The sequence below is a fragment of the Maribacter sp. UH1 genome, assembly GCF_056839145.1.
Window position 1 is genome coordinate 4473598 of record NZ_CM166387.1, and the last position, 26127, is coordinate 4499724.

Annotated in this window: 24 protein-coding genes; 17 read left to right on the top strand and 7 right to left on the bottom strand. The window is 35.3% G+C overall.

Annotated features, from left to right (window positions below; translation table 11 throughout):
* From UH1x_RS19440 to UH1x_RS19455, 4 genes are all read right to left on the bottom strand, one after another.
* Entirely contained in the window at positions 1-2496 is a 2496-nt protein-coding gene (locus UH1x_RS19440; protein WP_482623729.1) for a TonB-dependent receptor domain-containing protein, read from the bottom strand.
* Between the two features lie 7 nt (positions 2497-2503).
* Positions 2504-3193, bottom strand: a complete 690-nt coding sequence (locus tag UH1x_RS19445; protein ID WP_299317213.1) for an ABC transporter ATP-binding protein — start codon at positions 3191-3193, stop codon at positions 2504-2506.
* A 245-nt stretch (positions 3194-3438) separates the two neighbouring features.
* Complete coding sequence (locus UH1x_RS19450; protein ID WP_482623731.1) at positions 3439-3741, bottom strand: hypothetical protein; 303 nt, start codon at positions 3739-3741, stop codon at positions 3439-3441.
* Between the two features lie 146 nt (positions 3742-3887).
* Positions 3888-4268: a Fur family transcriptional regulator gene (locus UH1x_RS19455; protein ID WP_482623732.1), complete on the bottom strand. Its 381-nt coding sequence runs from the start codon at positions 4266-4268 to the stop codon at positions 3888-3890.
* 81 nt (positions 4269-4349) lie between these two features.
* Here UH1x_RS19455 and UH1x_RS19460 point away from each other — a divergent pair, with 81 nt between their 5' ends.
* The 15 genes from UH1x_RS19460 to UH1x_RS19530 all read left to right on the top strand — a co-directional run bounded on the left by UH1x_RS19460 (position 4350) and on the right by UH1x_RS19530 (position 18240).
* The gene (locus UH1x_RS19460; protein WP_482623733.1) at positions 4350-4754 is read left to right on the top strand and encodes a MerC domain-containing protein; all 405 of its coding nucleotides are present in this window, start codon (positions 4350-4352) and stop codon (positions 4752-4754) included.
* Positions 4744-5412, top strand: a complete 669-nt coding sequence (folE, locus tag UH1x_RS19465; protein WP_482623734.1) for a GTP cyclohydrolase I FolE — start codon at positions 4744-4746, stop codon at positions 5410-5412. The genes UH1x_RS19460 and folE overlap by 11 nt, the downstream gene beginning before the upstream one ends.
* 21 nt (positions 5413-5433) lie before the next feature.
* On the top strand, positions 5434-6198 hold the full coding sequence (locus UH1x_RS19470) for a hypothetical protein (protein WP_482623736.1): 765 nt from the start codon (positions 5434-5436) through the stop codon (positions 6196-6198).
* Positions 6199-6234: 36 nt separating this feature from the next.
* Positions 6235-6729, top strand: coding sequence for a hypothetical protein (locus tag UH1x_RS19475; protein ID WP_299317219.1), 495 nt, complete (start codon positions 6235-6237; stop codon positions 6727-6729).
* 7 nt (positions 6730-6736) lie between these two features.
* A complete protein-coding gene (locus tag UH1x_RS19480) occupies positions 6737-8416 on the top strand; it encodes a PhoX family protein (RefSeq protein ID WP_482623738.1) in 1680 nt (559 codons plus the stop codon).
* Between the two features lie 23 nt (positions 8417-8439).
* On the top strand, positions 8440-9357 hold the full coding sequence (locus UH1x_RS19485; RefSeq protein WP_482623740.1) for a GTP-binding protein: 918 nt from the start codon (positions 8440-8442) through the stop codon (positions 9355-9357).
* Positions 9354-10550 (top strand): GTP-binding protein, encoded by a 1197-nt coding sequence (locus UH1x_RS19490; RefSeq protein WP_482623742.1) that lies wholly within the window; start codon positions 9354-9356, stop codon positions 10548-10550. Before UH1x_RS19485 ends, UH1x_RS19490 begins: the two co-directional genes overlap by 4 nt.
* Positions 10551-10567: 17 nt before the next feature.
* On the top strand, positions 10568-11197 hold the full coding sequence (locus UH1x_RS19495) for an ABC transporter ATP-binding protein (protein ID WP_482623744.1): 630 nt from the start codon (positions 10568-10570) through the stop codon (positions 11195-11197).
* Positions 11194-12444 carry an ABC transporter permease gene (locus UH1x_RS19500; RefSeq protein WP_482623746.1) on the top strand — a complete coding sequence of 417 codons (1251 nt, stop codon included), beginning with the start codon at positions 11194-11196 and terminating at the stop codon, positions 12442-12444. Before UH1x_RS19495 ends, UH1x_RS19500 begins: the two co-directional genes overlap by 4 nt.
* Positions 12434-12871, top strand: coding sequence for a hypothetical protein (locus tag UH1x_RS19505; protein WP_482623748.1), 438 nt, complete (start codon positions 12434-12436; stop codon positions 12869-12871). Before UH1x_RS19500 ends, UH1x_RS19505 begins: the two co-directional genes overlap by 11 nt.
* A gap of 138 nt (positions 12872-13009) precedes the next feature.
* Positions 13010-13312 (top strand): hypothetical protein, encoded by a 303-nt coding sequence (locus tag UH1x_RS19510; RefSeq protein ID WP_036154617.1) that lies wholly within the window; start codon positions 13010-13012, stop codon positions 13310-13312.
* A gap of 154 nt (positions 13313-13466) precedes the next feature.
* Complete coding sequence (locus UH1x_RS19515; RefSeq protein WP_482623750.1) at positions 13467-15839, top strand: TonB-dependent receptor; 2373 nt, start codon at positions 13467-13469, stop codon at positions 15837-15839.
* Positions 15840-15901: 62 nt separating this feature from the next.
* Entirely contained in the window at positions 15902-16729 is an 828-nt protein-coding gene (locus UH1x_RS19520; RefSeq protein WP_482623751.1) for a DUF4625 domain-containing protein, read from the top strand.
* Positions 16730-16787: 58 nt separating this feature from the next.
* On the top strand, positions 16788-17267 hold the full coding sequence (locus UH1x_RS19525; protein ID WP_482623753.1) for a DUF4625 domain-containing protein: 480 nt from the start codon (positions 16788-16790) through the stop codon (positions 17265-17267).
* Positions 17268-17466: 199 nt separating this feature from the next.
* Entirely contained in the window at positions 17467-18240 is a 774-nt protein-coding gene (locus UH1x_RS19530) for a 3-keto-disaccharide hydrolase (RefSeq protein ID WP_482623754.1), read from the top strand.
* A gap of 175 nt (positions 18241-18415) precedes the next feature.
* On the opposite strand, the gene UH1x_RS19535 is transcribed toward UH1x_RS19530, so the two are convergent.
* From UH1x_RS19535 to UH1x_RS19545, 3 genes are read right to left on the bottom strand one after another with little or no spacing between them, the layout of a single operon-like run.
* Positions 18416-20161, bottom strand: coding sequence for a thiamine pyrophosphate-dependent enzyme (locus UH1x_RS19535; RefSeq protein WP_482623756.1), 1746 nt, complete (start codon positions 20159-20161; stop codon positions 18416-18418).
* A gap of 48 nt (positions 20162-20209) precedes the next feature.
* Positions 20210-20944 carry a flavodoxin family protein gene (locus UH1x_RS19540; protein ID WP_482623758.1) on the bottom strand — a complete coding sequence of 245 codons (735 nt, stop codon included), beginning with the start codon at positions 20942-20944 and terminating at the stop codon, positions 20210-20212.
* A 7-nt stretch (positions 20945-20951) separates the two neighbouring features.
* On the bottom strand, positions 20952-21368 hold the full coding sequence (locus UH1x_RS19545) for a DUF6789 family protein (protein WP_482623760.1): 417 nt from the start codon (positions 21366-21368) through the stop codon (positions 20952-20954).
* A gap of 372 nt (positions 21369-21740) precedes the next feature.
* Between UH1x_RS19545 and UH1x_RS19550 the strand changes: the two genes are divergently transcribed.
* A complete protein-coding gene (locus UH1x_RS19550; protein ID WP_482626528.1) occupies positions 21741-22478 on the top strand; it encodes a DUF5995 family protein in 738 nt (245 codons plus the stop codon).
* Between the two features lie 311 nt (positions 22479-22789).
* Positions 22790-26017: a WD40/YVTN/BNR-like repeat-containing protein gene (locus tag UH1x_RS19555; protein ID WP_482623761.1), complete on the top strand. Its 3228-nt coding sequence runs from the start codon at positions 22790-22792 to the stop codon at positions 26015-26017.
* The last annotated feature ends 110 nt before the right edge of the window (positions 26018-26127 follow it).

Below are 26127 nucleotides of genomic sequence, written 5' to 3' on the forward strand. Positions count from 1 at the left end.
TTAGAATTTATAAGTTGCATTTAGCAATACGTTTCTTGGTGCCCCAGGACCTAGTCTAGAAGGGTTAAGACCACCTAACCAATATGTTTCATTAAACAGATTATTCAATTTTAAGGTTAATTGTATTCCTGTATTATTTGGCTTGTAATACACTGCTGCATCAAAAACCGTGTATGATGGCAATAGAAGTCTATCGGTATCGTACGTTGGGTTGTACCACGTATATCGCTCATCCATAAATTGAGCACCCAAACCAAAGCCGATTCCTTTTAAGGTTTCATTTGTAAAATCATATCTCCCCCAAATATTCGCATTGTGTTTTGGAGCTCCTCCTATAGGTTCACCAATAAACTCTTCTATGGCATCTTCTACAATTTCAGCATCTGCAAAACCATAAGATGCGGTAATTTGAAAATTAGGTGATATGTAACCAGATACATCCATCTCAAAACCTCTGCTTCTTTGTTCACCTCTTGTAGTTAAATTGTCCAAATCATAGGTATCACCTAAAAGGATATTTTTTTGAGTAATGTTGAAGATAGCTAGGTTGGCAAATATTTTTCCGTTCAAAAATTCTCCTTTTGCTCCAAACTCCGTTAAGCTACTTTCCAATGGATCAAATCTGCTTGGTGAAGTGGACCAAAAGAAACCTTCTGCCGTTGGCGATAATGAAACAGTATTAGTGTGTGGCTGAAAACCTTCTAAATAGGTAGCATATGCACTAACAGTATTGGTAACTTCATAGGTTAAACCAATTCTCGGTACAATGGCATCATTTGTAAACTCTTGCTCATCGCCTTCATAATCAAAAATATCAGTGAAACGCTCATATCGCAAGTTCAATAAAGCAGAGAACTTACCTACTTTAAACTGATTTTGAATATAGAAACCATTTGAAGTGTTCAAGTTTGCTGGAATACTCAATTCTGCTAGATTATATGCATTTGTATTTCTAGCACCGTTAAAAGGATCTTCCAGATTAAAATGAGGAACGGCAGGCACTGGCATGGTTACACCATCTACCACCATTTGCTGAAAGTTGGCTGCATTTGCAGGGTCATAGTTAGACTGACCACCATCTACTGTCAAGTACCTTCTGGCACGTAGAAATCCGGCTCCAATTTTTCTTTCCCAACGTGTAGCATCATAACCAACTAAAATCTTGTTGGTTATTTTCTCTGTTTTAATGTCGTACGTAAAGTAGGTACTAAAATTATCGGTTTCCCAATATTGTTGTCTTTCATCATATCGCATTCTAGCCAAGGTAGGAATCACGTTTCCGTCAATATCCACCGCTGTACCATCAACTCTATGTTCGGCTAAATCTTCATCCCAAGTTTGCTTCATAAATTGTGCATTAAAGCCTAAATTTTTGGTCAATTTTTTACTAAAGTTCGCCATGAAAATGAACTCCTTGTTTTTATAGTGATCACTTGATGCACCAACATTCATTGTAATTGGTGTACTATTAATATCGTATTCGCCATTTATAGCACCGAAAATTGGCTGACCCCTATCTAAATTACCTACGGCATCGCTATAAATCATTTCTACATTTAACGACGTTGTTTCATTAGGTATATAACTTAAAGAAGGCGAAAACAAAATGGCATTGTTGTTTACCACATCTCTAAATGAATCTGCTTCTTGAATTGCAGCATTGAAACGATATAATAATGTTTTTGATTCGTTCAATGGTCCCGTAAAATCCGCAGTAGCTCTTATGGTTCCAAAACTTCCAGTAGTCAAAGAAACTTCACTACGCTTTTCAGCCAAAGGCTTTTTGGTAACCATGTTTACCGTACCACCTGGATCGGCACTTGAAAATGTAACTGATGATGGACCTTTTATAACTTCAACACGCTCTAGATGCGAGGTAATTGGTTGTAAAAAATAGTATTGGCGTGTACGCATACCGTTTAACACCTGCCCGTCATCCGCTTGTGTAATACCTCGAATATTATAGTGATTGTATAAGCCCGTTACCGAAACATTACTTACCGTTTTTACAGCATCTGGCACTTGAAAAGCAAGACGGTCTGCAATTAATTCTTTGGTAACAGATGTTATAGCTTGTGGTAGCTCTTTATTGGCAATTGCCACTTTGGTAGCCGAAAAAGAATAGTCACTATTGTAATCTGTTCTTGCTCTACCAATGACTTCTACAGACTGTAATTGTTCAACACTCTCTTGAAGGTTGATCGTACCCAAATCATAATTGGTAAATTGGTTGAATGATTTATTAAAACTTTGGCTTTGCATACCTATGTAGCTCACCGAAATCTGATAGTTTCCGGTTTCGGAAAGGTCAAAGTTAAATTGACCATCGTCTCCAGTTACAGTACCTCCTTTTTTAGAAGTATTCTCAAGATTATAGGAAATAGTAGCTCCAAAAATGGGAGATCCGTCATTATCCAAAATTTTTCCGCTTACAGCAATTTGTGCCAATGTAATGTTACAAACAAGTAAAGCTAGTATGGTTATATAGTGTTTCATGTTTTAGTTATATAGTTTCTAAGTAAAGTTGATTTAATTCATTTGCGTTAATCTCACTGGCTTTTAGTTGTTGTGCTAAAACACCTTCTTTCATAATACCAATGGTGGTACCTAATTCTACGGCATTAAAAATGTCATGTGTAGCCATAAAAATGACCTTACCCATTTTTGCGAGTTCTTTACAAATTTTAGTGAATTCTGCTGTTGCCTTAGGGTCTAGACCAGAAGTAGGTTCGTCCATAAAAATTACTTCTGCATTTTTGGCAAGTGCAACAGCAATTCCTACTTTTTGACGCATTCCCTTAGAATAACCAGATAGCCTTTGGTGTTGAGCATCTGCTTGTAATCCTGTTTTTGTTAAGAACGCTTCTAATTCTGATGTGGAATAGGTGAAGCCTGCCAACTTGCTAAAGAAATTAAGATTCTCAATCCCTGTAAGATTTCCGTAGAGCTGCACAGTTTCAGGTATATAAGCAGTTAGCTGATTAGTATCATCTTTACCCACTTCTTTATCGGCAACGAAAGCTTGTCCGCCATCTTTTTTAATAAAACCTAAAAATATATTTATAGTGGTGGTTTTTCCTGCTCCGTTTTGTCCTAACAAACAAAAAATCTCTCCTTTAGAGACCTCAAAAGAAACATCTTTCAATGCCATTTTTCCGTTATAGGACTTGGTAATATTTACTGCCTTTAGCATATAAGTATTGTGTATTAAAAATTGGTAGTACTTGTAGCAACACTCCGTATAACCGTAATAAATACAGTAAACGGGTATTGAATATTATTGAAGATCTGTCTAGAGATTAAGACAGCATCCATATGCCAGATTATAGTTATAATGAAATAATAACCTCCAAAAAAATGGTGACTTTAAAATTAAAATAACAATAGAAAATAGGTGCAGTCATCCTAAGAATTAAGATACTACAACATACATACGGACTAGATAAATTGTGGTGGTGGTCTAGTAAAGAGATAACTAGACAAATGCCTTTCATTTAAGGCGACAACAGGAGTGACAATGGTAATCGTTGACTCCCAATTGTAAAATTCTGTTGGTGATACTACTAGAGGTTGTGTTTCTAAAAGCGGAGTGAAATTAACCGCAGTGGTAATATGGCAAACCTCGCAATGTTGAATGTCTGTTTCATCTGCATGATGAGAAAGTGCATGCAAGCCAGCTACCTTGAATAACAATATCAAGGTAATATAAAACAGGGCAATAAGATGCTTGGCGTTTTTCATTTACAAGCGGTAAAAATAAAAACTTTTATGATTTAATTGAGAATTTATTTTGGAAAACCTTTTTTGAAGTCGTCAAAACAAGCCCATCCCTATATAAAATAAAGGCTGAAATTCAATTTAAATAAAATTACTGAAGACACATTTTTTTACACAAAACACTCTTCACATTTGCCTTGAATCAATAACTGAGTAACTTCAATTTTTCTATTCGGTATTTGTGGTAGTGGTACGGTAAAGGTCAAACAATCTACCCTGCCACAGCTAAGGCATTGAAAATGGGGATGCACATCATTATGCTCGGTAGAAGTACAACCATTACATTTTGCATACCACTTTAAGCCTTCTTTACCTAAAAAAGAATGTAGAATACCATCATCTTCTAACTTGTCTAAAACACGGTAAATAGTGGTTTTATTAAAGGTATCACCCAACTGTTCAATTAATGCTTTTGCAGAAATAGCTACTGAATTAGTATTGAATTCTTTAAGTAAAACTTCTACTGCTTTAGTCTTTCTAATTACTCCCATAAAACAAATATAACGCAACCTTGTTGCATTAACAAATATTATATCTACATTTGCAACTCAGTTGTATTAACAAAAACTTCAATGATATTAATTAAACAAAAATCGGACATTTTAGGAACTTTTGCCAGTTCATTATGTCTTGCTCATTGCGTTGTTACACCATTTTTATTCTTAGCACAAGCTAGTGCTGTAACTTGTTGTGACGGTCCGCCGACATGGTGGAAATTTATGGATTACCTATTTTTGGCAATTTCATTTTTTGCCATTTTCTGGTCAACCAAAACCACGACTCTTAAATGGATGAAACCAATGCTATGGTTAAGTTGGTCTGTGTTAGCCGGAATAATTTTAAATGAAAAATTAGAGCTACTAGCCATACCTGAATCTGCAATCTATATTCCCGCCATTGCTTTGGTAATGTTGCATTTATATAATAGAAAACACTGTAAATGTGCTACAGATAATTGTTGTGTAAATGAAGGATAAAGAACACATAGAGATTGTAGGGGACAATCATATTTCCTCAAACGTAGAAACTCCGTTAAGGGAAGATGCCTTTCTAAAAAGTGATGATGCGAAAATAGAAAGTATTCAGCACTATTTTTCTAAAATAATGGAAGAGCTAGGTCTAGATTTAACCGATGATAGTTTATCTGGTACGCCATACCGTTTCGCAAAAATGTATGTCAAAGAGTTGTTTTACGGTTTAAACCCAAAAAACAAACCGAAGCTTTCGGTTTTCGAAAATAAGTATGAGTACAAGAAAATGCTTATTGAGCAAAATATCACTATAGATTCATCTTGCGAGCATCATTTTTTACCTATTACCGGGCATGCACATATTGCATACATTCCAAAGGATAAAGTTATCGGTTTGTCTAAAATTAACCGCTTGGTTGATTATTACTCACATCGCCCACAGGTACAAGAACGATTGTCTTTACAAATTTTAAAAGATTTACAAGGGATATTAAATACCAAAGATGTTATTGTTATGATTACCGCCAAACACCTTTGTGTGTCTTCTAGGGGCATTAAGGATAAAGATAGTTTTACTACTACTATTGAATATGATGGCGAATTCAATAAACCTGAAATAAGATCAGAATTTTTCAATGCATTACAGAAAGGAGACAATTTATAAAATCATCTAAACGACACAATCATGGAAATCAAAGAAACCGTAAACAAATATTATCCCACTGCAAAAACTGGAGCTGAAATAACCGATAGTTATTTATCTCTTTTGGAAACGGAATATAAATCAGACCTCAAAAAAATGCTTTTTGCGACATCAGTCTGTTCAGATGATGTAAATGTTTCTACAGATTTCCGTAAAGTATTAAGTAGACCATTTACCATGGGCGGACTAGGTGGATTACCCTTTTCTGGATTCACAGGCATGGTCGCTTTTTCTCACCACATTCCAGATGATGGAGATGCATTTATTTTCTACGGCCCACATATTGGCATAACAGATGAAGGTGAACTTGGTCGTATGCGCAGAATTGGTCAATCTAGGCTAACAAACAGTTGTGGTGCTCTAATGCTTGCTTTAGAACGGTTTAGCGAAAAAAGTGAAGAACCAATTTATGTTCCACAAAACGTGTACTACGATCATCAACAAATTCAATTGGAACAGTCATTAATGCCTTTTAAACATGATATCATCAATTCTGATAATCCGAAAAAAGCCATAACGGACTACACTTACATTGCCATTGATAAACAAATAAAACAATTGGTAAAAATGAGTTTAAGTGAATTCTCTTGTAAAAGAATTTTTCTTCTTGGTGGTGTAATAATTAACACTAGTGAAGAATTTAATGACTATGTTGATGTTAGAAACTTTGATGTTATAAACACGGAAGAGTCAAACAATTTTGAATCGATATCCATTATGGAAACAGAAGCATTTAAAAACTTATAATTTTTTTACCATTATCATTTTATCATATTTTTCTTAATGCAAAACAACCTATTTCTTTTGTGTCCTACAGATAATTTAGAACCGGTAATTAACGCGATGTATAGTTACGAAAATTATTTTTACACCTCGTTAGGGAATACTTTTTCAAAGGATATAAAAACAGTAGAATGCCTTAAAACATTAATAAAAACAAAAAATATTGGAACTATATTTTTTATACTCTCCAGTAAAAACAAAATTATTTTAGATGCGCTAGAGACTCAAATCTTTAAAAATATAACTGGGTTAGAACATCTTTATAAAAAAATTGAAGAACAAAAGAGGTATTCAAAATTTTGGAACAATAACCAATTTGAAAATCTACTGTTTTCATATTATTTGAATTTTAAAATTAAAGAACTCAGCAACGATTTAAGCCCTATGTTATTACCAACCGTTACTATAAAAGGAAAAATTTACAACGAACAGGAACATAAGTTTTATCCTATTTATTCAAATTTAATTTGTCAAGAAAAATTCCATTTTAATTAAAAATGTTATGTCATACAATCGTAGAAAATTTATCTCCTTTATGGGGAAAGCAGGGCTAGTTACTGTAGTTATGCCACAGTTTTTAATTAGTTGTGGTAGCACGGCAACACCAACTAATGGGTTTGGACAAATCTCAAAAGAAAAGCTTAGTACATTAAAAGCTTTTGATTTAATGGGTTTATCCGCAACTAATAAAGATGATTTGGTTTTGGCTAACGGACTTGATTACCATACCGTCATTAAATGGGGCGATAAAATTAGTGATACTGACACTTTTGGTTTTAATAATGATTTCACCTGTTTTATTCCTTTCGATGACAATAATCCAAAAGACGGATTGTTATGGGTAAACCACGAGTATGTAAATCCGCTTTATGTATCTGATTTTGATGCCAAAAAATATGAAAACCCTTCTGAACATAGAACCAAAGAGCAAGTTGATAAAGAGATGTATGATGTTGGTGGTACTATTGTAAGGATCAAAGAAGAAAATGGCGCATGGAAAGTGGTTGAAAACGACCCTCATAATCGCAGAATTAATGGTAAAACACCAATAAGCGTTAATTGGGACAGCCCCATAAAAGGCAAATCAACTATTATTGGCACAAATAGCAACTGCTCAGGCGGTATAACACCATGGAAAACATTTCTTACCTGTGAAGAAAACTATGATGGTTTTTTTGGAGAAACGGAATATGACGAAGCTAAAGTAGCCACACATAGAAATAGTTATTACGGTTGGGAAAATTTTTATAACTACCCACCAGAGCATTATGGTTGGGTGGTTGAAGTAAACCCAAAAGATGGCACAGCACAAAAACATATTGCCTTAGGCAGATTTGCCCACGAATGCTGCACCTTATATGAATTAGACGACAAAAGGGTAGTTGCCTATACGGCAGATGATAAAAATGATGAACATTTATACAAGTTTATTTCATCTGAGCCAGGTTCCTTAAAAAAAGGAACCTTATATGTAGCCGATACTATCAATGGTATTTGGCTGGCACTAGATTGGGAAACTCAAGCTGTATTAAAAAGTAATTTCAAAGATCAGACCGAGGTATTGATCAGGGCAAGAGAAGCAGCCAAGCTTCTTGGTGCCACAGCTTTGAACAGACCTGAAGATATAGAAATAGACCCTGTAACCGGCAACATTTTTATTACACTCACCAATAATAAACCCAAAGGAGATTTTCACGGTTCTATTTTGAAAATCGAAGAAAACAACGGAGCTTTTGACGCTTTGAGTTTTAAAGCCGAAACGTATTTGGCGGGAGGCGATGAAAACGGATTTTCGTGCCCAGATAATTTAGCTTTTGATATGTCGGGCAATCTTTGGATCACTACAGATATGTCTGGCAGTTCTATGAATAAAGAAGATAAGCCTTACATGGCTTTTAAAAACAATAGCCTATTTGTAATACCAAGATTTGGACCCGATGCCGGAAAAGTAATTCGTGTTGTATCTGCTCCAAAGGATGCAGAACTTACAGGTCCTTGGTTTTCACCAGATGGTAAAACATTGTTTTTAAGTGTTCAGCACCCAGGTGAGCAAACCGTAGACAAAAATAATCCTACCAGTACATGGCCTTTTGATGCAGATAATATTCCTAAGCCTGCTGTAGTTGCTATTACTGGAGATTTAATTGAAAAAATGAATTTATTGAACCGAATTGAAATTTAATTCCGTAAAAAACCAATTGTACAATGGAAGCTATTATTACCGTAGTTGGTTTTTTAGGTGCCGGAAAAACGACCTTATTAAAATTCTTGGCCAATAGCTATATTGACAAAGGTTGGGATCCTTTCATTGTTCTTAACGATTATGAGAATGCCTATATGGATGCCCAACAGTTGACCAACAAGTTAGATTTAAAATCTATTAAAGCATTAAGTGGTAGTTGTATTTGCTGTAGCGGCATTATGGAACTTAGAGATGCAGTAAATAGAATTCCCAAACGAAAAAACGGAATTACACTAATTGAAGCAAATGGAACTTCTGACGCGTGTTCGCTGTTAGAATTTTTAGGAGTAGGGCTAAATGAAAGGTATTTGCCACCTATACAAATATCAGTAGTAGATACTAAAAACTGGCAGCTAAGAGGAGAACATAACGAACTGGAATGGAATCAAATTCAAGTCTCTTCTCTCATTGTACTCACACATTTAGAAAAAGTTACAAAAAAAAGAGAATTGGAAGTTAGAAAAGACATTACATCATGTAATCCAACAGCGAAAATTGTCACTTTAGAGGAGTTAAATGTTTCTCTTCTTCCAGAGTTGGAACCCACTAAAAAAACAGTAAAAAAACTAGACCACCAAAAAGCACATTGGTCTTCTTGCTCTACAGATTTTCCAAACCTATCTAATACAGAAGCTATATATCATATTTGTAAAGAACTACCTAAAAGTATACTTAGAGTAAAAGGGTGTACTCAAATAAATAATGCAAACGAATACACCTATTTTGAGAGAAATCCGGATGGTGAAGTATTTATAAGACCATTTAATGGTATTCCTGTAACGGGATCTAAACTATTAACCATTGGACCAGGTAGTACACCTCAAACTTTAGAAAACGCCATTAATTTAAGCTTAGGCACAAACAAAATTGTCAACACATGAAAAAATTGCCTGTAACCGTATTAAGTGGCTTTTTAGGAGCCGGAAAAACAACCTTGCTAAACCATGTTCTACATAACAAAAAAGGTTTAAAGGTTGCCGTAATCGTTAATGATATGAGTGAGGTAAATATAGACGCTCAGTTCATAGAAAATGAAAATACGCTTTCTAGAACCGAGGAGAAACTTGTAGAAATGTCTAACGGCTGTATTTGCTGTACGCTACGAGAAGATTTAATGATAGAAGTTGAAAAATTGGCTACCCAATATAGGTTTGACTATTTGTTAATTGAAAGTACCGGTATAAGCGAACCAATTCCTGTTGCGCAGACCTTTACTTTTGAAAGCGAAGATAGCAATATTGATTTAAGTCGTTTTAGCTATATAGATAACATGCTGACCGTAGTCGATGCCTATAATTTTTTAAAGGATTTTTCTAGTTCAGATTATCTAACGACAAGAGACCTCACCAATATTGAGGGTGATGATAGAACAATCGTTAATTTATTGACCGATCAAATTGAATTTGCCAATGTGATTATTCTTAATAAAGTTGATTTGGTGACAGAAGACCAACTTGATGAACTACGTGTAATTATTGGAAAATTAAATCCAGAGGCGCGTATTATCAATGCTGAAAATTCTAATGTTGAGCTAGAAAATGTAATCAATACCGGTTTATTCGATTATGAAAAAGCCGAAGCTTCAGCAGGGTGGCTACAAGAGTTAGAAAATGAACATATACCGGAAACTGAAGAATATGGTATAAGTTCTTTTGTTTTTAGAAGTAAAAAACCATTTCACCCAGAGCGTTTTTTAAATTACTTAAATCAACGATTTCCACAGAATATAATTAGAAGTAAAGGTTTATTCTGGTTAGCTTCACGTTCAGACCAAGCTTTACTATGGAGCTCTGCAGGAGGCTCTTGCAAAGCTGATTCCGCTGGGGTTTGGTGGGCTTCAATGCCTTTGGCAGAACGCGTTAGCTATGGTGCTTTTGCTGAAAACCAAAGTGATATCGAGTCTGACTGGGATGTGCTTTTTGGAGATAGAAAAATAGAATTGGTGTTCATAGGGCAGCATGTGGATAAAAAAGAAATGATTACTGAATTAGAAAAGTGTGTTCTAACTGAACCAGAGATAGACTTATGGAAAGAACAACTATTTCCACAACAAGATCGATGGCCCATAGCATAAAAACGCCGTAAAATTATATGGTACAAACAGATCAACTTGAATTTCAATATAAGAATAAGGAACAGCTTTTTCGCTTTCCTAATATTACTCTAAAGGAGCAAGAACATTTAGTTATTCTTGGTAAATCTGGGATTGGTAAAACTACCTTGCTTCATTTATTAGCCGGTTTACAAAAATCAACTGTTGGTTCTATTAAAATTGATGAAGTACTTATCAACTCCTTATCCCATTCGCAATTAGATACATTTAGAGGGCAACACATTGGGCTTGTCTTTCAAAAAAGTCATGCTATTACATCTTTAAATGTGTATGATAATTTAAAGGCACGACTTTTTTTTAGTAAAAAAGCTAGCGATGAAAAAAATATAGATGCTTTATTGAAGCAATTAGATTTAATTGAAAACAAGAAAAGCAAAGTAAATGAACTTAGTGTAGGGCAATTGCAACGTTTAGGTATTGCCATGGCTGTAATTCATCAGCCAAAACTCATATTAGCTGATGAGCCTACTTCTAGTTTGGATGATGAAAATTGCGAAATTGTGATGAATTTATTACAACAACAAGCCAAACAACATCAAGCAAATTTAGTGGTCATCACCCATGACGCACGAATTAAATCATCATTTAAAAATGTGATGACGTTATGAACAACTTAATCATCAGTCTTAAAAACCTATTTCATAAACCGCTTTATGCGTTTCTTAGCATTTTCTCGCTTTCCATTAGTGTTGCTCTATTGTTAGGTATACAGCAGTTTGACAGCTCAATACAAAATCAGTTCGAAAACGGATTAGGAAACATTGAAATGGTAGTAGGAGCAAAGGGGAGTCCGTTGCAGTTGGTACTTTCCTCTGTGTTACATATTGATAATCCTACGGGAAATATTCCGTATACAGAAGTACAAAAGCTGTCTAAAAACCCTATGGTCAAAGACGCTGTTCCTATATCCTATGGTGACAATTATAAAGGTTATCGTATTGTAGGATCTACTTTAGGTTTTGCAAAACTTTATGAGGCAGAGCTATTAGAGGGAAAAGAAGTGAATCAATCCTTAGAGGTCATTTTAGGTAATGACGTCGCTAAAAAATTAGGACTAAAACTAGGCGATACGTTTCTGAGTTCTCATGGACTGACAGAAAATACGATTGAAGAACATGATCAATCTTTTACAGTTGTTGGTATCTATAAACCTACCTATAAAGTAATTGACAGACTGATCATCACCAACCTTTCTAGTATTTGGGATGTACACCATCATAAGGAAGAAAAAGAGGAAATTCATGATACACATGAACATGAAGAAAATCATGAACATGAACATGAACGTAATACACATGAAATAGATGAACGTGAAGTCACCTCTATTCTAGTTTCGTTCAAAAGCCCTATGGGATTAATGACAATGCCCAGAAATATTAATGCCCAAACCAATATGCAAGCTGCATTGCCTAAATATGAATTAGAACGGTTATTTCAATTTACCGGTGTTGGGGTCAAAGCCATTTCTTGGATCGCATATGTCATATTGCTCATTTCATGCATAACCATTTTCATTAGCCTTTACAAAATGGTCAAAGAACGTGCTTTTGATCTTGCCCTAATGCGTACCTATGGTGCAAGTAATTTTCAGTTGTTTTGTATTGTAGCCGCTGAAGGTATTATCATGTTAACTGTTTCATTGATTTTAGGTTTCATATTTTCGCAGGTAGGCTTGCAGTTTATTATAAGTATGTTCAAATCTCAGTTTCAGCAAGATATTGTACTTACATTTTCAACTCCTGATATGGTACAAACATTGTGTATTATTATAGTTATAGCTATGGTATCAATTGTTTTAGCCATACTACCTATATTAAAAATGAATATTTCAAAAATTATAAGTGATGAAAAATAGATTCCTCCATATACTAATAATGCTAATTTCCATAAGCGCCCTAGGCCAAGTAGAACTTACATGGGAAAAATTGGCAGATATTTCATACACTGAAAAGTATTTTGTTTCCTATGATTCTAATTTCTTATATCCAGAATTTAGTAAAGAGATGTCCGACCTTGTGGGTAAACAGGTTTCCTTATCAGGCTATTATTTAGATATTTCACCAACCGGAGAACTAATTGTGTTATCTAAAAACCCGTTAGCATCGTGTTTCTTTTGTGGTAATGGCGGACCGGAGACGGCAGTAGAAATTCAATTTAAATCGAAACCCAGCTTTAAAACCGATGATATCGTTGTAATTACAGGCACTTTAAAACTTAACAAAGACGATATTGAACATTTTAATTACATACTAACCGACTGTTCTGGTTACAAATTGAAATAGAAATTGCATAATTAAAATTATATACTTCCAATTAAAATTACTAATGCAACTTAGTTGCGTTACAGTAAAAAAGTGATATATTTACCAGATATTTTTTAACACATTGTTACACCATCGCTTAAAACTGTTTTCATTTTAATGAAACTTAGTCGATATAAAATAAATATCACCAGCTTGCTCCTCGTTCTTTTTCTAGCCATGAAATTGACAGGTCTTCATGCGATGTCTCATATTGATGATGCTGATGATACATGTGCCATATGTGACCATGCCATTACACATAATCTGACCCCAAGTATTGCTCCAGATTCCAATGATATCCAATTAGAACATATTATATTTTTAATACCGATTGAAGTAACTAACAACTATAGTTACTCTACCACTAGCAGCCTTATTACAAGAGCTCTTTTTTCAAGACCACCACCAATAAAACTATAAGTATTCTTTACATATTCGCTTAGAAATTGAGTTTACAACGTTCCTACAATGGGTAACCGTTATTTACAACTCTATTATTTTCAATAAGCTATATGTCTTGATTTTGCCTTGGTCCTTTTTGAAGGACAACTATTCAATCTTATAGTACACTATTATGTTTCAGAAAATACTGGGTATTTGGCTAATTTTTAGTCTTTGCTCAACAGCGTTTGCGCAACAGACGTATCAAATAAAAGGGGTTGTGCAACACGCAAAAGACTTTACACCTGCCCAAGGTGCAACAATTATAGGGAATAATCTTTATGCAGTTTCATCAGAAACTGGCGCTTTTTCCATCAATAATGTACGTGAAGGTACATACTCCTTTACCGTATCTCATATAGGATGTGAACCAACAACCATTATTGTTGAAGTAGAACAAAATATGGAGGAAGTAAAGGTTTTTCTAATTGAATCTGCTACGGTTCTTGAAGAGGTAAAGGTTAACGGTAAAACAAAAAAAAGAGAAGCTTTAGAAGTTCCTATTGTTACCCAAACGGTTACCAAAGAATTTCTTGAACAGAATAGAGAAAACACCTTAATGCAAACTTTGAGTAAAATTGCCGGTGTAAGTACGATCAATATTGGTTCTGGGCAGTCAAAACCGGCTATAAGAGGTTTGGGTTTTAATAGGGTTGCGGTGGTACAAAATGGTATTAAACACGAAGCACAGCAATGGGGCAATGACCACGGTCTAGAAATTGACCAACATGGTATTGAAAACATTCAAATCATTAAAGGTCCAGCTTCTTTATTATATGGTTCTGATGCTATTGCCGGTGTGGTAGATATTCAACCTAACCAAACTCCGTTACCTAATTCTTTTGGTGGTGAAGTCAATATTCTTGGAGAAAGTAATAATGATCTGTTGGGTGTTTCAGCTGGTATAACATCTAGAAAAGATAAATGGTTCTACCGAGGGCGACTTACTTATAGAGACTACGGGGACTATAAAGTTCCCGCAGATAGAATCAATTATGAAAACTATGTTTTTGAACTAGATGATAATAATTTAAGGAACACTGCAGGTAACGAAGCAGATGCCAGTTTAGGTATTGGTTATGTAACTGAGGGATTCAAATCTGAAACCGTTTTTAGTAATGTAAATGCAAAAAATGGATTCTTTGCAAATGCACATGGTTTAGAAGTACGAACTTCTAGTATAGATTATGATAGCTCTAACAGAGATGTTGACCTTCCATATCACAAAGTAAATCACTTTAAAATAACGAATAATACTTCAATCAGTGCCGGGGAACATTTATTACATATAGATCTTGGTTATCAAAACAATAATAGAGAAGAACATTCAGAACCTGTACCGCACGGGTATATGCCTACACCACCGGACACTAAAGAAAGGTTGTTCATTAAAAACACCTACTCTTTAAATTTTCGAGACGACTTTAACCCTACCGATAAACATGATATGGTGGTTGGTCTAAACACGGAATATCAAAATAATAATATTGGTGGTTGGGGATTTCTAATACCAGAATACAACCGTTTTACAGCGGGTGTTTTTGCGTATGATCAGTTTGAGATTAATTCTAATTTTCATGTCTTAGGCGGATTGCGTTATGATGTCGGTAGGGTAGATACCAAGGCATATTATGATTGGTATCCTTCAACTGTAAATAATGCCGATGGTTCCACATCATATATTCACCAACAAAGGTCTAAAGACAAAACCTTAGATTTTGGGAGTCTTAGTGCTTCTTTAGGGTTAAGTTATATTCATGATAAAACCAGTTACAAAATAAATGTAGGTAGAAGTTTTAGAATGCCATTGGCTAACGAACTTGCGTCTGACGGAGTTAACTATCACATGTATCGCTACGAAAGAGGTAATCTAGATTTAGACCCCGAAGTTTCGTATCAGCTAGACTTATCCGTAGAACATACTGAAAACTCTTTCAGTGTTGGCGTTAGTCCGTTTGTAAATATTTTTCAAAATTATATTTATCTGAATCCAACTTCAAGTTATTACGAAACCATACAAATTTACGAGTACACGCAGGCTGAAGTATTTAGACTAGGTGGTGAATTCAACGCAAGTGCTACTATTACTAAAAACTTGCAGTTAGATGCATCGCTAGAGTATGTGTATTCAGAGCAAACCAGTGGTCCTAAAGAAGGATTTACGTTACCGTTTTCTCCGCCGTTATCCGGATTGTTATCTGCCCGATATCAATTTGAAAAGCTTTTGATTTTTAACAAACCACAATTGATTGCGGATTATAGAATTACCACAGCACAAGAAGAAATTGTGCCACCAGAAGAAAAAACAGACAGCTATCAAGTTTTAAACATGTCTTTCTTAACAGAAATAGATGCATTCAAAAATAATTTACCGCTAGAAATGCGCGTAAAACTGAACAACGTATTTGACACCAAATATTTTAATCATACTAGTTTTTATAGGCTCATAGATGTGCCAGAAGCCGGTAGAAATATCTCATTATCACTAACAATACCCTTTCAGTAATCAATAATCAATAATCAGTAATCAGTAATCAGTAATCAGTAATCAAATTAAAAATTAGTACAATGAAAACAACTATTATGAAACCGAATTTAAAATTTTTAGCACTCATTGCGTCTGCAGGACTCTTTTTACAATCATGTAGTAGCGATGATGATGACAGTATTGAGTTAAGCGCTCCCGAAATTATCAGTTTTGAATATGGTGAAGGGCACCATGACGAAGATGGGGATGACGATCATGACCATGACCATGAATCAGAAGAAGCATATGCCTTCAAAGGTGCAGACATTCATTTAGCTGCAGAAATCAATGCAGAAGCTACAGTTAGCAGCATAACGCTTTCTATTCATTCAGACGAGGTAACTGCTGGAGAAGGCGAAGTAGATTGGGAGTTTGAACAAGTATTTACAGATGCTAAATACTTGGTAATTAATCCTGAATTTCATGAGCATGTAGATGTTCCTAGCAATATTCCTTCAGGGGAGTACCATATTGAACTTTTGGTAACCGACGAATTGGGGAATAGCACAGAAGTAGATGGCCACCTTCAAATCATGGACACCATTACTATTAGTGGCTTTGAAATGGATGAAACGGTTGCAAGAGGAGATGACTTTCATATTGAATTTATGATTCTTGCTGCACATGGCATACATAGTATTGCTGTAGATATTCATGCAGACGGTGTTACACCTGGTGAAGGAGAAGTAGAATGGGATTATGAAGAAGAATTTTTAGAAGGCTATCACGAAGAAACCGAAGCAGAATTCCATGAGCATATAGATGTACCTGCTACTGCTCCTGCAGGAGAATATCATATCATCTTTACTGTTGAAGATGAGGATGGTGACACTATTGAATATGAAACGCATATAGATGTTACCGTTTAATTAATAAAACAAAACCGTACAGCACACTTACATGCTGTGCGGTTTTAAATCTAATCTTATGAAATCTACATTTAAAAATTTTTATTTTTTAGTCATTATACTGCTAATAGCAGCTTGTTCTAGTGATGACAGCACTGAAATAGACGAAGAGAAACCAACTATAAGTGTTAATTATACCGCTGGGTTTCCTCAAGGCTGTGCTTTGCTTTCCAGAGGAGAAACTTATAATTTTAGGGCTATGGTGACCGATAACAGCGAACTTGCTGCATACAGTATTGATATCCATCATAATTTTGACCATCATACCCATGATGACCAAGTAACCGAATGCGATTTAGGCGAAATTCAAAGCCCTGTTAATCCTTTGATTTATGTAGAAAATTTTACAATTGAAGGTTCCTTGACCAGCTATGAAATAAATATTCCAGTAACCATCCCAACTGATATTGATACAGGCGATTACCACTGTGCCTATTCGGTTACAGATGCCACTGGCTGGCAAAGTAGAACATCTATTGATATCAAAATTGTGGAGTAACCATTATATTATAAAGAAATTACTACGAACAATTGGTAATTAAGATTTATCATGAATTAGTGAAGTAAAGGGTTTTCTGCATGGTAAAAGAATTTTGATTCCCTTTTCTATATAAAGAGGTGATTTCTATTTGAAATCACCACTTTATTTCTGATATTACCTGACCGAATTCATCATTTTACTATAATAAATTAAGTCAATGACAAAATCTTGCCTTTTTATCTCACTCTTAGTTATACTAATTTTTACGTCTTGCAAAACTGAAAAGAAAAAGGAGTTCCAAATTAATCGTTCTAAAGAAATAGCAGCTAAAAATAAGATACATAATCAATTATTGGATATTGAAAAGGAACAGGGTTGGAGCTTACTTTTTAATGGTACATCATTAGAAGGCTGGCATCTTTTCAATAAACCAGATTCCACCAAATTTTCTGCTTGGGAAGTAAGAGATGGTATGATTTTTTGTAATGCTACGGATGAAAGTAAAATATTTGGGGATTTAGTAACCAATAAGGCTTACGAAAACTATGAGTTGCAATTTGAATGGCAAATGGCACTTAGAGGAAACGGTGGTGCATTTATCAATGTGCAAGAAACTCCTGAATACAAAGCAACATACAATACTGGTGTTGAGTACCAGTTATTGGAACCAGAACATATGGATACTAAAACTCCTTTAAAAAGACCAGGTACTATATGGGGCTTAGCTCCACAACTAAATACCGTTGAAGCAAATCCGGTTGGGCAATGGAATACCACACGAATTATTCAACAAAACGGAAAAATTAAGTTTTATCTTAACGGCGTACTTACGGCCCAAGAAGAAATAAATTCCGCCGCTTGGAAAAATAAAGTTGCCAACTCAAAATTTAAAAACGCACCTGGCTTCGGTAAAGCAACCCAAGGTAAAATTGCATTTCAAAATTGGTATTTTGAGTCTTGGTTTCGAAATATAAAAATTAGGGAATTGTAATAAATAATAACTTCTATTACAAATACCGTAAATATAAATTTGAATTTAATAGCAAGTGTAATGCAAGGCAAAAAAAGTTACTGTAAATAAAAGTGATTCTTCATATCTCATATTTTAGATATAAAGAATCACTTTAAAAAGCTGGTATACTCATAATACCAAACCTTCCTAAATATTAATCAAAATAAGAATACAACTCTTTTTTTAAGTTTTCCCATTGTCCCTTATCTCCACTAATTATTTGACCTACTTCTTTTACTTTAGAGGTACCAAAGCCAATAGCTTCTTTAATGCCAATATGAGGCGGTAAGGACAATGCTCCACTATTAACTACAGCATCAATAATAAATGGTTTTTTACTTGCTTTAGCTTGTATAATGGCTGCATCGATATCTTCTGCATGCTCGACCCTAACACCATCGCCACCACAAAGTTTAGCATATTCAGCAAAATTGACATTGGTTTCATGTAAAGCGTCTAGGCTTGCTGCCAAACCTGCTTCTTCCATTTCTAACTTAACAAAGCTTAGTTCTGAATTATTGAATATCAAGACTTTAATTGGCAATTCGTATTTAACAGCTGTTATAAAATCTTGCATAGACATATTAAAGGCTCCGTCTCCACAAAATGCCCATATTTCTTTATTCTTATTTGCAAATTGAGCGCCAATGGCAGAAGGTAACCCTACAGCCATAGAACCATGATTAAAAGAACCAATAACTCTTCTTTGACTATGAAAAGAGATATGGTGTGCCGCCCATATAGCAGAGGTACCGGTTTCTACGGTGAAAATGGCATCGTTTGCTGCATGCTCGTTTACCAAGTCTGCAAATATTTGTGGATGCAATGGTTCATGATCACGGGTAGGAGAGGCTTGTTTTTTCATATTCGCTCTCCAATCTATAAAATTACCTCTTAATTTATCTAAAAACGCTGTATCGCTTTTCTGATCAACTTTCGGATTCAACAATTCTAAAAATGATGATATATCGCTCCATACACCTAGTGATACTGAGGTTCTATTTCCTATATTTTCTTGTCTAATATCTACTTGTATCGTTTTTGTTTGATGTGGAAGAAAGTCTATATATGGAAAATCAGTACCTAGCATCAGTAATAAATCACAATTCATGACGGCATTATAACCTGAAGGATTTCCTATTAAGCCAGTAAGCCCTACAACATTATCAGTATCATGATCAAAAATATCGCTAGCACGTAAACTATGGGTTATAGGTGCTTGTAGTTTTTTAGCCAACTCCAATACTGCACTACGACTCTCACGACAACCGTCACCTGCTAAAATACCTACTGTTTTCGCACTATTTAATAGTTTAGCTGCTTCTATAATGCTGGTGTCATCAGGTACCAAACGAGATGTATATTTTTTAATGGGATGAATAAAATGTTCGTTTTCCGCCTTCATTTCTGCAACGTTTGCAGGTAACTCTATTCTACAAACAGCATTATTAGCCATGGCAATTTTAATGGCTCGTTGTATAACCATGGGTGCCTGTTCTGGGGTTTCTATCACCGCCTGATAATCACAAACATCATCAAATACCTTTTTTAAATCTACTTCTTGGAAGTAATTGGTACCTTGTTGTTTCTGGTTAATTTGACCTGTAATAGCGATTACCGGCGTGCGTTCTTTTTTAGCATTGTATAATCCATTAATCAAGTGTAAAGCTCCAGGACCAACAGTACCTGCACACACCGATAAATTGTTACTGGTTTGACTATGACCAAAGGCAGCAAAAGATGCGTTACCCTCATGTTTCATGCCGATCCAATCAACAGTGTCTCGTTCTTCTATTGCTTTAACAAAAAAGTTTAAGGCATCACCCGTTACTCCATATACTTTGTCTACTCCAACACTTTGTAAAATATCTAGTAGTTGTTCTGATACATTTTTACTCATAATTAATTTCTTTATATTATTAAATTGGATGAACTATGCATCCATTTTCTATCTATACTCCGGATTTTCAAAATTCCAACGAGTGCCATCATCCCAATCTTTTCTTGAATTTCCGTAAGAAGAATATCCTCCGTTATCCTTCAACATTTTAGCTAAATGCATTAGATTGTATGACATAAAAGTGGTGTTACGATTCGTAAATTCAGAATCAAAACCTACTGGTGGCTCAATTTTTTCGCCATCCCATTCCGTATCTCCATAACTGGGTCCGGGTCCAACTTTACCTATCCAACCAGCATCTGCCTGTGGTGGTATACTATAGCCTATATGTTGAAGTGCATATAATAGCCCCATAGAACAATGTTTAACTCCATCTTCATTACCGGTAATAATACAACCACCCGCTTTGCCATAATACACGTATTGCCCCTTATCATTTTGGTATCCGCTCATAGCGTATAATCGTTCAATAAGTTTTGTAGCTACCGATGAACGTTCACCTAACCAAATAGGTGTACCTATCACTAATATATCAGCTGCCATTACCTTTTTATAAATTTCTGGCCAATCATCTTTATCATATCCTTCTTTGGTCATATCTGGCTGTACACCAACCGGTATGTCAAAATCTGCAAGTCTTAAAACCTCTACATCAACACCTTCTGATTTCATAATCTTAGCCGACACATCAATTAAATTACTTGTGTGACTTTTAGATGGTGATTTTTTTAAGGTACAATTGATGAATATTGCTTTTAACGTACTAAAATCTGTCTTTTTCATATTGTTCTTATTTTCCTATAGTTTTTACAGTAACCACACCAAATACTATGTGACCAATTAACATCGCTACTAATCGCATTGGCATAGAACCATCCATTGGTGGCATTTCAAATAGCACTCCCATTACCTTCATACCAATCTGTGCCATAATAAGTGCTACGATACCAAAGGCAATTCCTTTCAAGAAAAGATTAGAGATGTTGACTTTAGGAGCAAATACATAACCATACCCTAAAGCAAATAGAATTCCCATAAGAAAATGTAAGACCCAACCTACTACTATGGGTAAGTTCATAGCGCCTGCCAATAATTTCCATGGTGCCATTTCTGGCATGCCCATATGTGGTGCTACCAACATTATTATGGTCATTACCACTGTTCCTAAAATACCTGCTAATACCAATTTTGGTAATTCATTTTTCATTTAAATACTATTTTTTGCTTTTTATAAATATTATAGTCTATATGAATTGCTACCCATACACACTTTTCTATTTTTAATATGAAGCTGATTATCAGTATGCAAGATATTTTTAGTTGCATTAAATCATTAGTTCATACCATTATTTTATTAACGTGAAGACTATAAATACTGTTTTAATTTTATGTTATTGAAATCATTTAAGAGGCATGTTTCAGCTATAAAACACCTAATTACAATGATTGACGTAATACTTTTAAAATGATTTTAAAATTTTAATGAAGTACTTCTAATCATTTGCTTAACTTGAAATTTCTAACCAACAAATAAGTTTTAATTAATTAAACAATTACTGCCATCAGCCGACCAACCACCATACAGGAAGTTCTAAATCAATTGGACGAAATCATTGATAATGCTATAGTAAACAATGACCGCATAGGATATTTTGCTTTTTTATATAGAAGGGTTACTGCTGAAATTCTGAATGAGGTACAATTAGGGAATTTTGAGGATAATGCCCGAATGGAAACTTTTGATGTTGCCTTTGCCAACTACTATATAGATGCATACAACGGTTATACAACAAACCAACCTATCAGTAAATCTTGGCAGTTTGCATTTGATACTAAAAACGACCCACTAACCATTCTACAACATATCATGTTAGGCATCAATACCCACATTAATCTGGATTTGGGTTTAGCAGCAAGCACTGTAATGCAAGGCAAAGAAATAATTGATATAGAAAATGATTTTAATACGGTAAATACCATTCTTGGCAATATTGTCAATGAAATGCAAGACAGATTAAGTAGGGTTTCTCCCTTACTTTTTCTATTGGACATTGCAGGAAAAAATACCGATGAAGAAATTATCAACTTTAGCTTAGGTAAAGCCAGAGCACTATCATGGTACAATGCAAATCTACTTTGGGGATTAGGAGATGGTCACCAAGATGCCGCTATTCATAAAATGGACAACACCGTGTTAAGACTTGGCGAATTTATAAAAGCTCCAAAATCTAAAATTGCTACTTACGCCCTAAAGTTTTTAGGCAAGTTTGAAGAAAAGAATGTAGGTCTGGTAATTTCCAAGTTAAGAGAGGATTAGTTTTAATTGCCAATGAAAAACCAATTTTTCCTTTAACATTTTTAGTTGTATTTCATTAAAAAATATTATTGTTTTGTGTTCAATTATGAAATATTCCCTTTGCAATTATCAAATTTGTAATTGTACGTTAAAACCATATTAAATACTGCCAAAAAACTATCTCATTTCGCTAAATTCAAGCATATAAAATAAATGGATTTTGGTCATATATCTAACGGATATAACCCCTTAGTATCGCACTAATATTTTACCTTTCAATCTATTGTTTTATAGTTATTTATAAATTAACATTATCTCAAACCAATCTAACTATGAAGACTATTATCAAGTCCCTTCTACTATTGCTATGCATTAGTAGTTTAGGCCACACTTTGCGTGCGCAAGAAAAAAGTAAAAACCCCTTTGCTGGGCTAGAATTCAGGAATATTGGTCCGGCAATGACCTCTGGCCGTATTGCCGATATTGCCATTCACCCAGAAAATGAAAACATCTGGTATGTTGCCGTAGGTTCTGGCGGTATGTGGAAAACAATGAATTCTGGTACTACCTGGAAACCTATTTTTGAGAAACAAGATGTATACTCCATGGGCTGTGTAACCATAGACCCTAGTAACCCACATACTATTTGGGTAGGTACAGGTGAAAATGTAGGTGGTCGCCATGCCGCTTTTGGTGACGGAATTTACGTTAGCCATGACGATGGTAAGACTTGGAAAAATATGGGTTTAGAAAATTCTGAACACCTATCAAAAATCATTGTACACCCTACAGATTCCAATACGCTATGGGTAGCTTCACAAGGTCCATTATGGAGCAAAGGCGGTGATCGTGGTGTTTATAAAACTACAGATGGCGGTAAAACTTGGAAACGTACCTTGGGCGATGCCGAATGGGTTGGTGCAACAGATATGTTAATAGACCCAACAAATCCTGATGTTTTATACGCTGCTACATGGCAAAGACACCGTACGGTTGCCGGTTATCTTGGTGGTGGTCCTGGATCAGGACTTCATAAAAGTACAGATGGCGGAGAGACTTGGAAACCTTTGAAAAACGGTATACCAAAATCTAATCTTGGTAAAACGGGCTTAGCCATGTCGCCTTTTAATTCTGAAGTTATTTATGCAGCGCTAGAGCTTGATAGAACTAAAGGTGGTTTTTATATGTCCAGCAATGGTGGTGAGTCTTGGGTAAAACAATCAGATGCCGTTTCTGGTGGTACAGGTCCGCATTATTATCAAGAAATTATTGCTTCGCCACATGAAGAAGGCACCGTTTATTTTATGAATAATAGCGCCTTGGTTACCAAAGACCACGGTAAGACATTTACGCAAATGAGCAGGTCTAACCAGCATAGTGATAGTCATGCGCTAGTCTTTAAAAAATCCGATCCTAATTATTTGCTTATTGGTACAGACGGTGGTTTATATGAAAGTTTTGATAATACCGAAAGCTGGAAATATGTAAGAAACCTACCTATTACCCAATATTTTAAAATTGCCGTTGACGATGCCAAACCTTTTTATAATGTGTACGGCGGTACTCAAGATAATGGCTCACATGGCGGACCTTCAAGAACAAGAAGTTCAGATGGTATTGCCAGTGCAGATTGGTGGAAAACTTTAGGTGCAGATGGTGCACAAACGGCAACAGAACCTGGTAATCCTGATATTACCTATGGCGAATTTCAACAAGGGGCTTTATGGCGAATTGATAGTAAAACATTAGAAAGTGTATTTATACAACCTCAAGCTAGAGAAGGTGACCCGTTTGAACGTTTTAACTGGGATGCTCCAATTCTTGTGAGTCCACATAACCCTACAAGGCTTTATTTTGCTTCGCAACGTGTATGGAAATCAGAAAATAGGGGAGATGCTTGGAATCCTATTTCAGAAGACCTTACCTTGAACCAAGAACGAATGGAGTTCCCGTATTATGGAACATCGCAAAGCTGGGATAATGCTTGGGATATCAAAGCAATGTCTAACTACAATACTATTACCTCTTTGGCAGAGTCTCCTAAACAAGAAGGTTTGATTTATGCAGGTACTGATGACGGACTTATTCAGGTCACCGAAGATGGCGGAACAACATGGAGGAAGTTTAGTTTGAACACTATAAAAGGTATACCTAATACTCCGTTTGTAAATGATGTTAGAGCAGACCTTTTCGATGCTAATGTAGTATATGCAGCATTAGACAATCATAAATACGGAGATTATAAACCGTACATTCTTAAAAGTAGCGATAAAGGAAAATCTTGGTCTATTATCAATGGAAACTTACCTAACAAGCTATTGATTTGGAGATTGGTACAAGATCATGTAAAAAAAGATTTACTATTTGCCGCAACAGAATTCGGCGTGTACGCAACGCTTGATGGAGGTGGAAAATGGACAAAGCTTGAAGCTGGTATGCCAACCATTCCGATAAGAGACATTACTATTCAACGTCGTGAGAATGATTTGGTAGCTGGATCTTTTGCTAGAGGTATTTACATCTTAGATGATATTTCACCATTACGTGAATATGATGTTACTGCTACGGCTAAACTTTTCCCTGTTAAAACAGTGCCATGGTATAAGCCATCAAGTAGAGTAGGTAGCCAAGGTGATGCGGAATGGATAGGTAAAAATCCACCTTTTGGTGCCACGTTTACATACTTCATGTCAGATAAGTTAAAGTCGAAAAAAGACATTAGAAAAGCTGCAGAGAAGAAAGGAACAGGCAAATTTCCTGGTTGGGATGCTCTTGAAGCTGAAAATTTACAAGACGGTCCGTCAATCGTATTGGTAATAAAAGATGCAAATGGTAATGTTATAAATACCGTAAAAGGTACCAACAAAGAAGGATTTAATCGTGTTAGTTGGAATTTAAGTTATCCTAATAAAAATGGAGAGCGCTTAGAAGAACCTAAAGGTAGAAGAGGTCGCCGTAGAGGTGGTATAATGGTTACACCGGGAGAATATTCAGTAACACTAATGAAGCGTGTAGATGGTGTAAATACTGTATTACAAGGTCCGGAATCGTTCAGTGTAGAACCTGTTTTTGAAAGCTCATTACCTAGAAAATCAAATGAAGTAGTAGATAGTTTTAGAGAAGCTACTTTTGCTTTTCAACAAGATTTAACAGCCACGGAAATTGCTTTATCTACTAGTCAAAAAACTGTTGATGCCATGTTACGTGCTTTAAATAAGGCATCTAATCCTTCAGATGATTTATATAAAAGAGTATACGCTACTAAAAACACACTGCAGGCTATTGATAAAGAGCTGAATGGTAATAAAATCAAAGAAGAAGTTGGTGAGCGTTCTAACCCTACGGCAAGCGAAGGAAATTCAATTGGTTGGAGAGCCCTTGGAAATACTTACGGACCAACAGATGAACACCAAGCTTTTTTAAGTCGTGTTCAAAGTCAACTTAAGAAAGTAAAAGCAAAACTTCAACCTGTAATAGAAAGCGAATTGCCAGCACTTGAAAGCGAATTGAAAAAATCTGGTGCACCATGGATTGAAGGACAGGGACTTATTAAAAATTAATTTCTAGCTTCACTATAAACAGTACCAGTAATACTGCTTTATAAGAATATCTTATACCGCTTAAAAGCATAGACGTATAATTATACAGCTAGCTTTAAGCGGTATTTTTA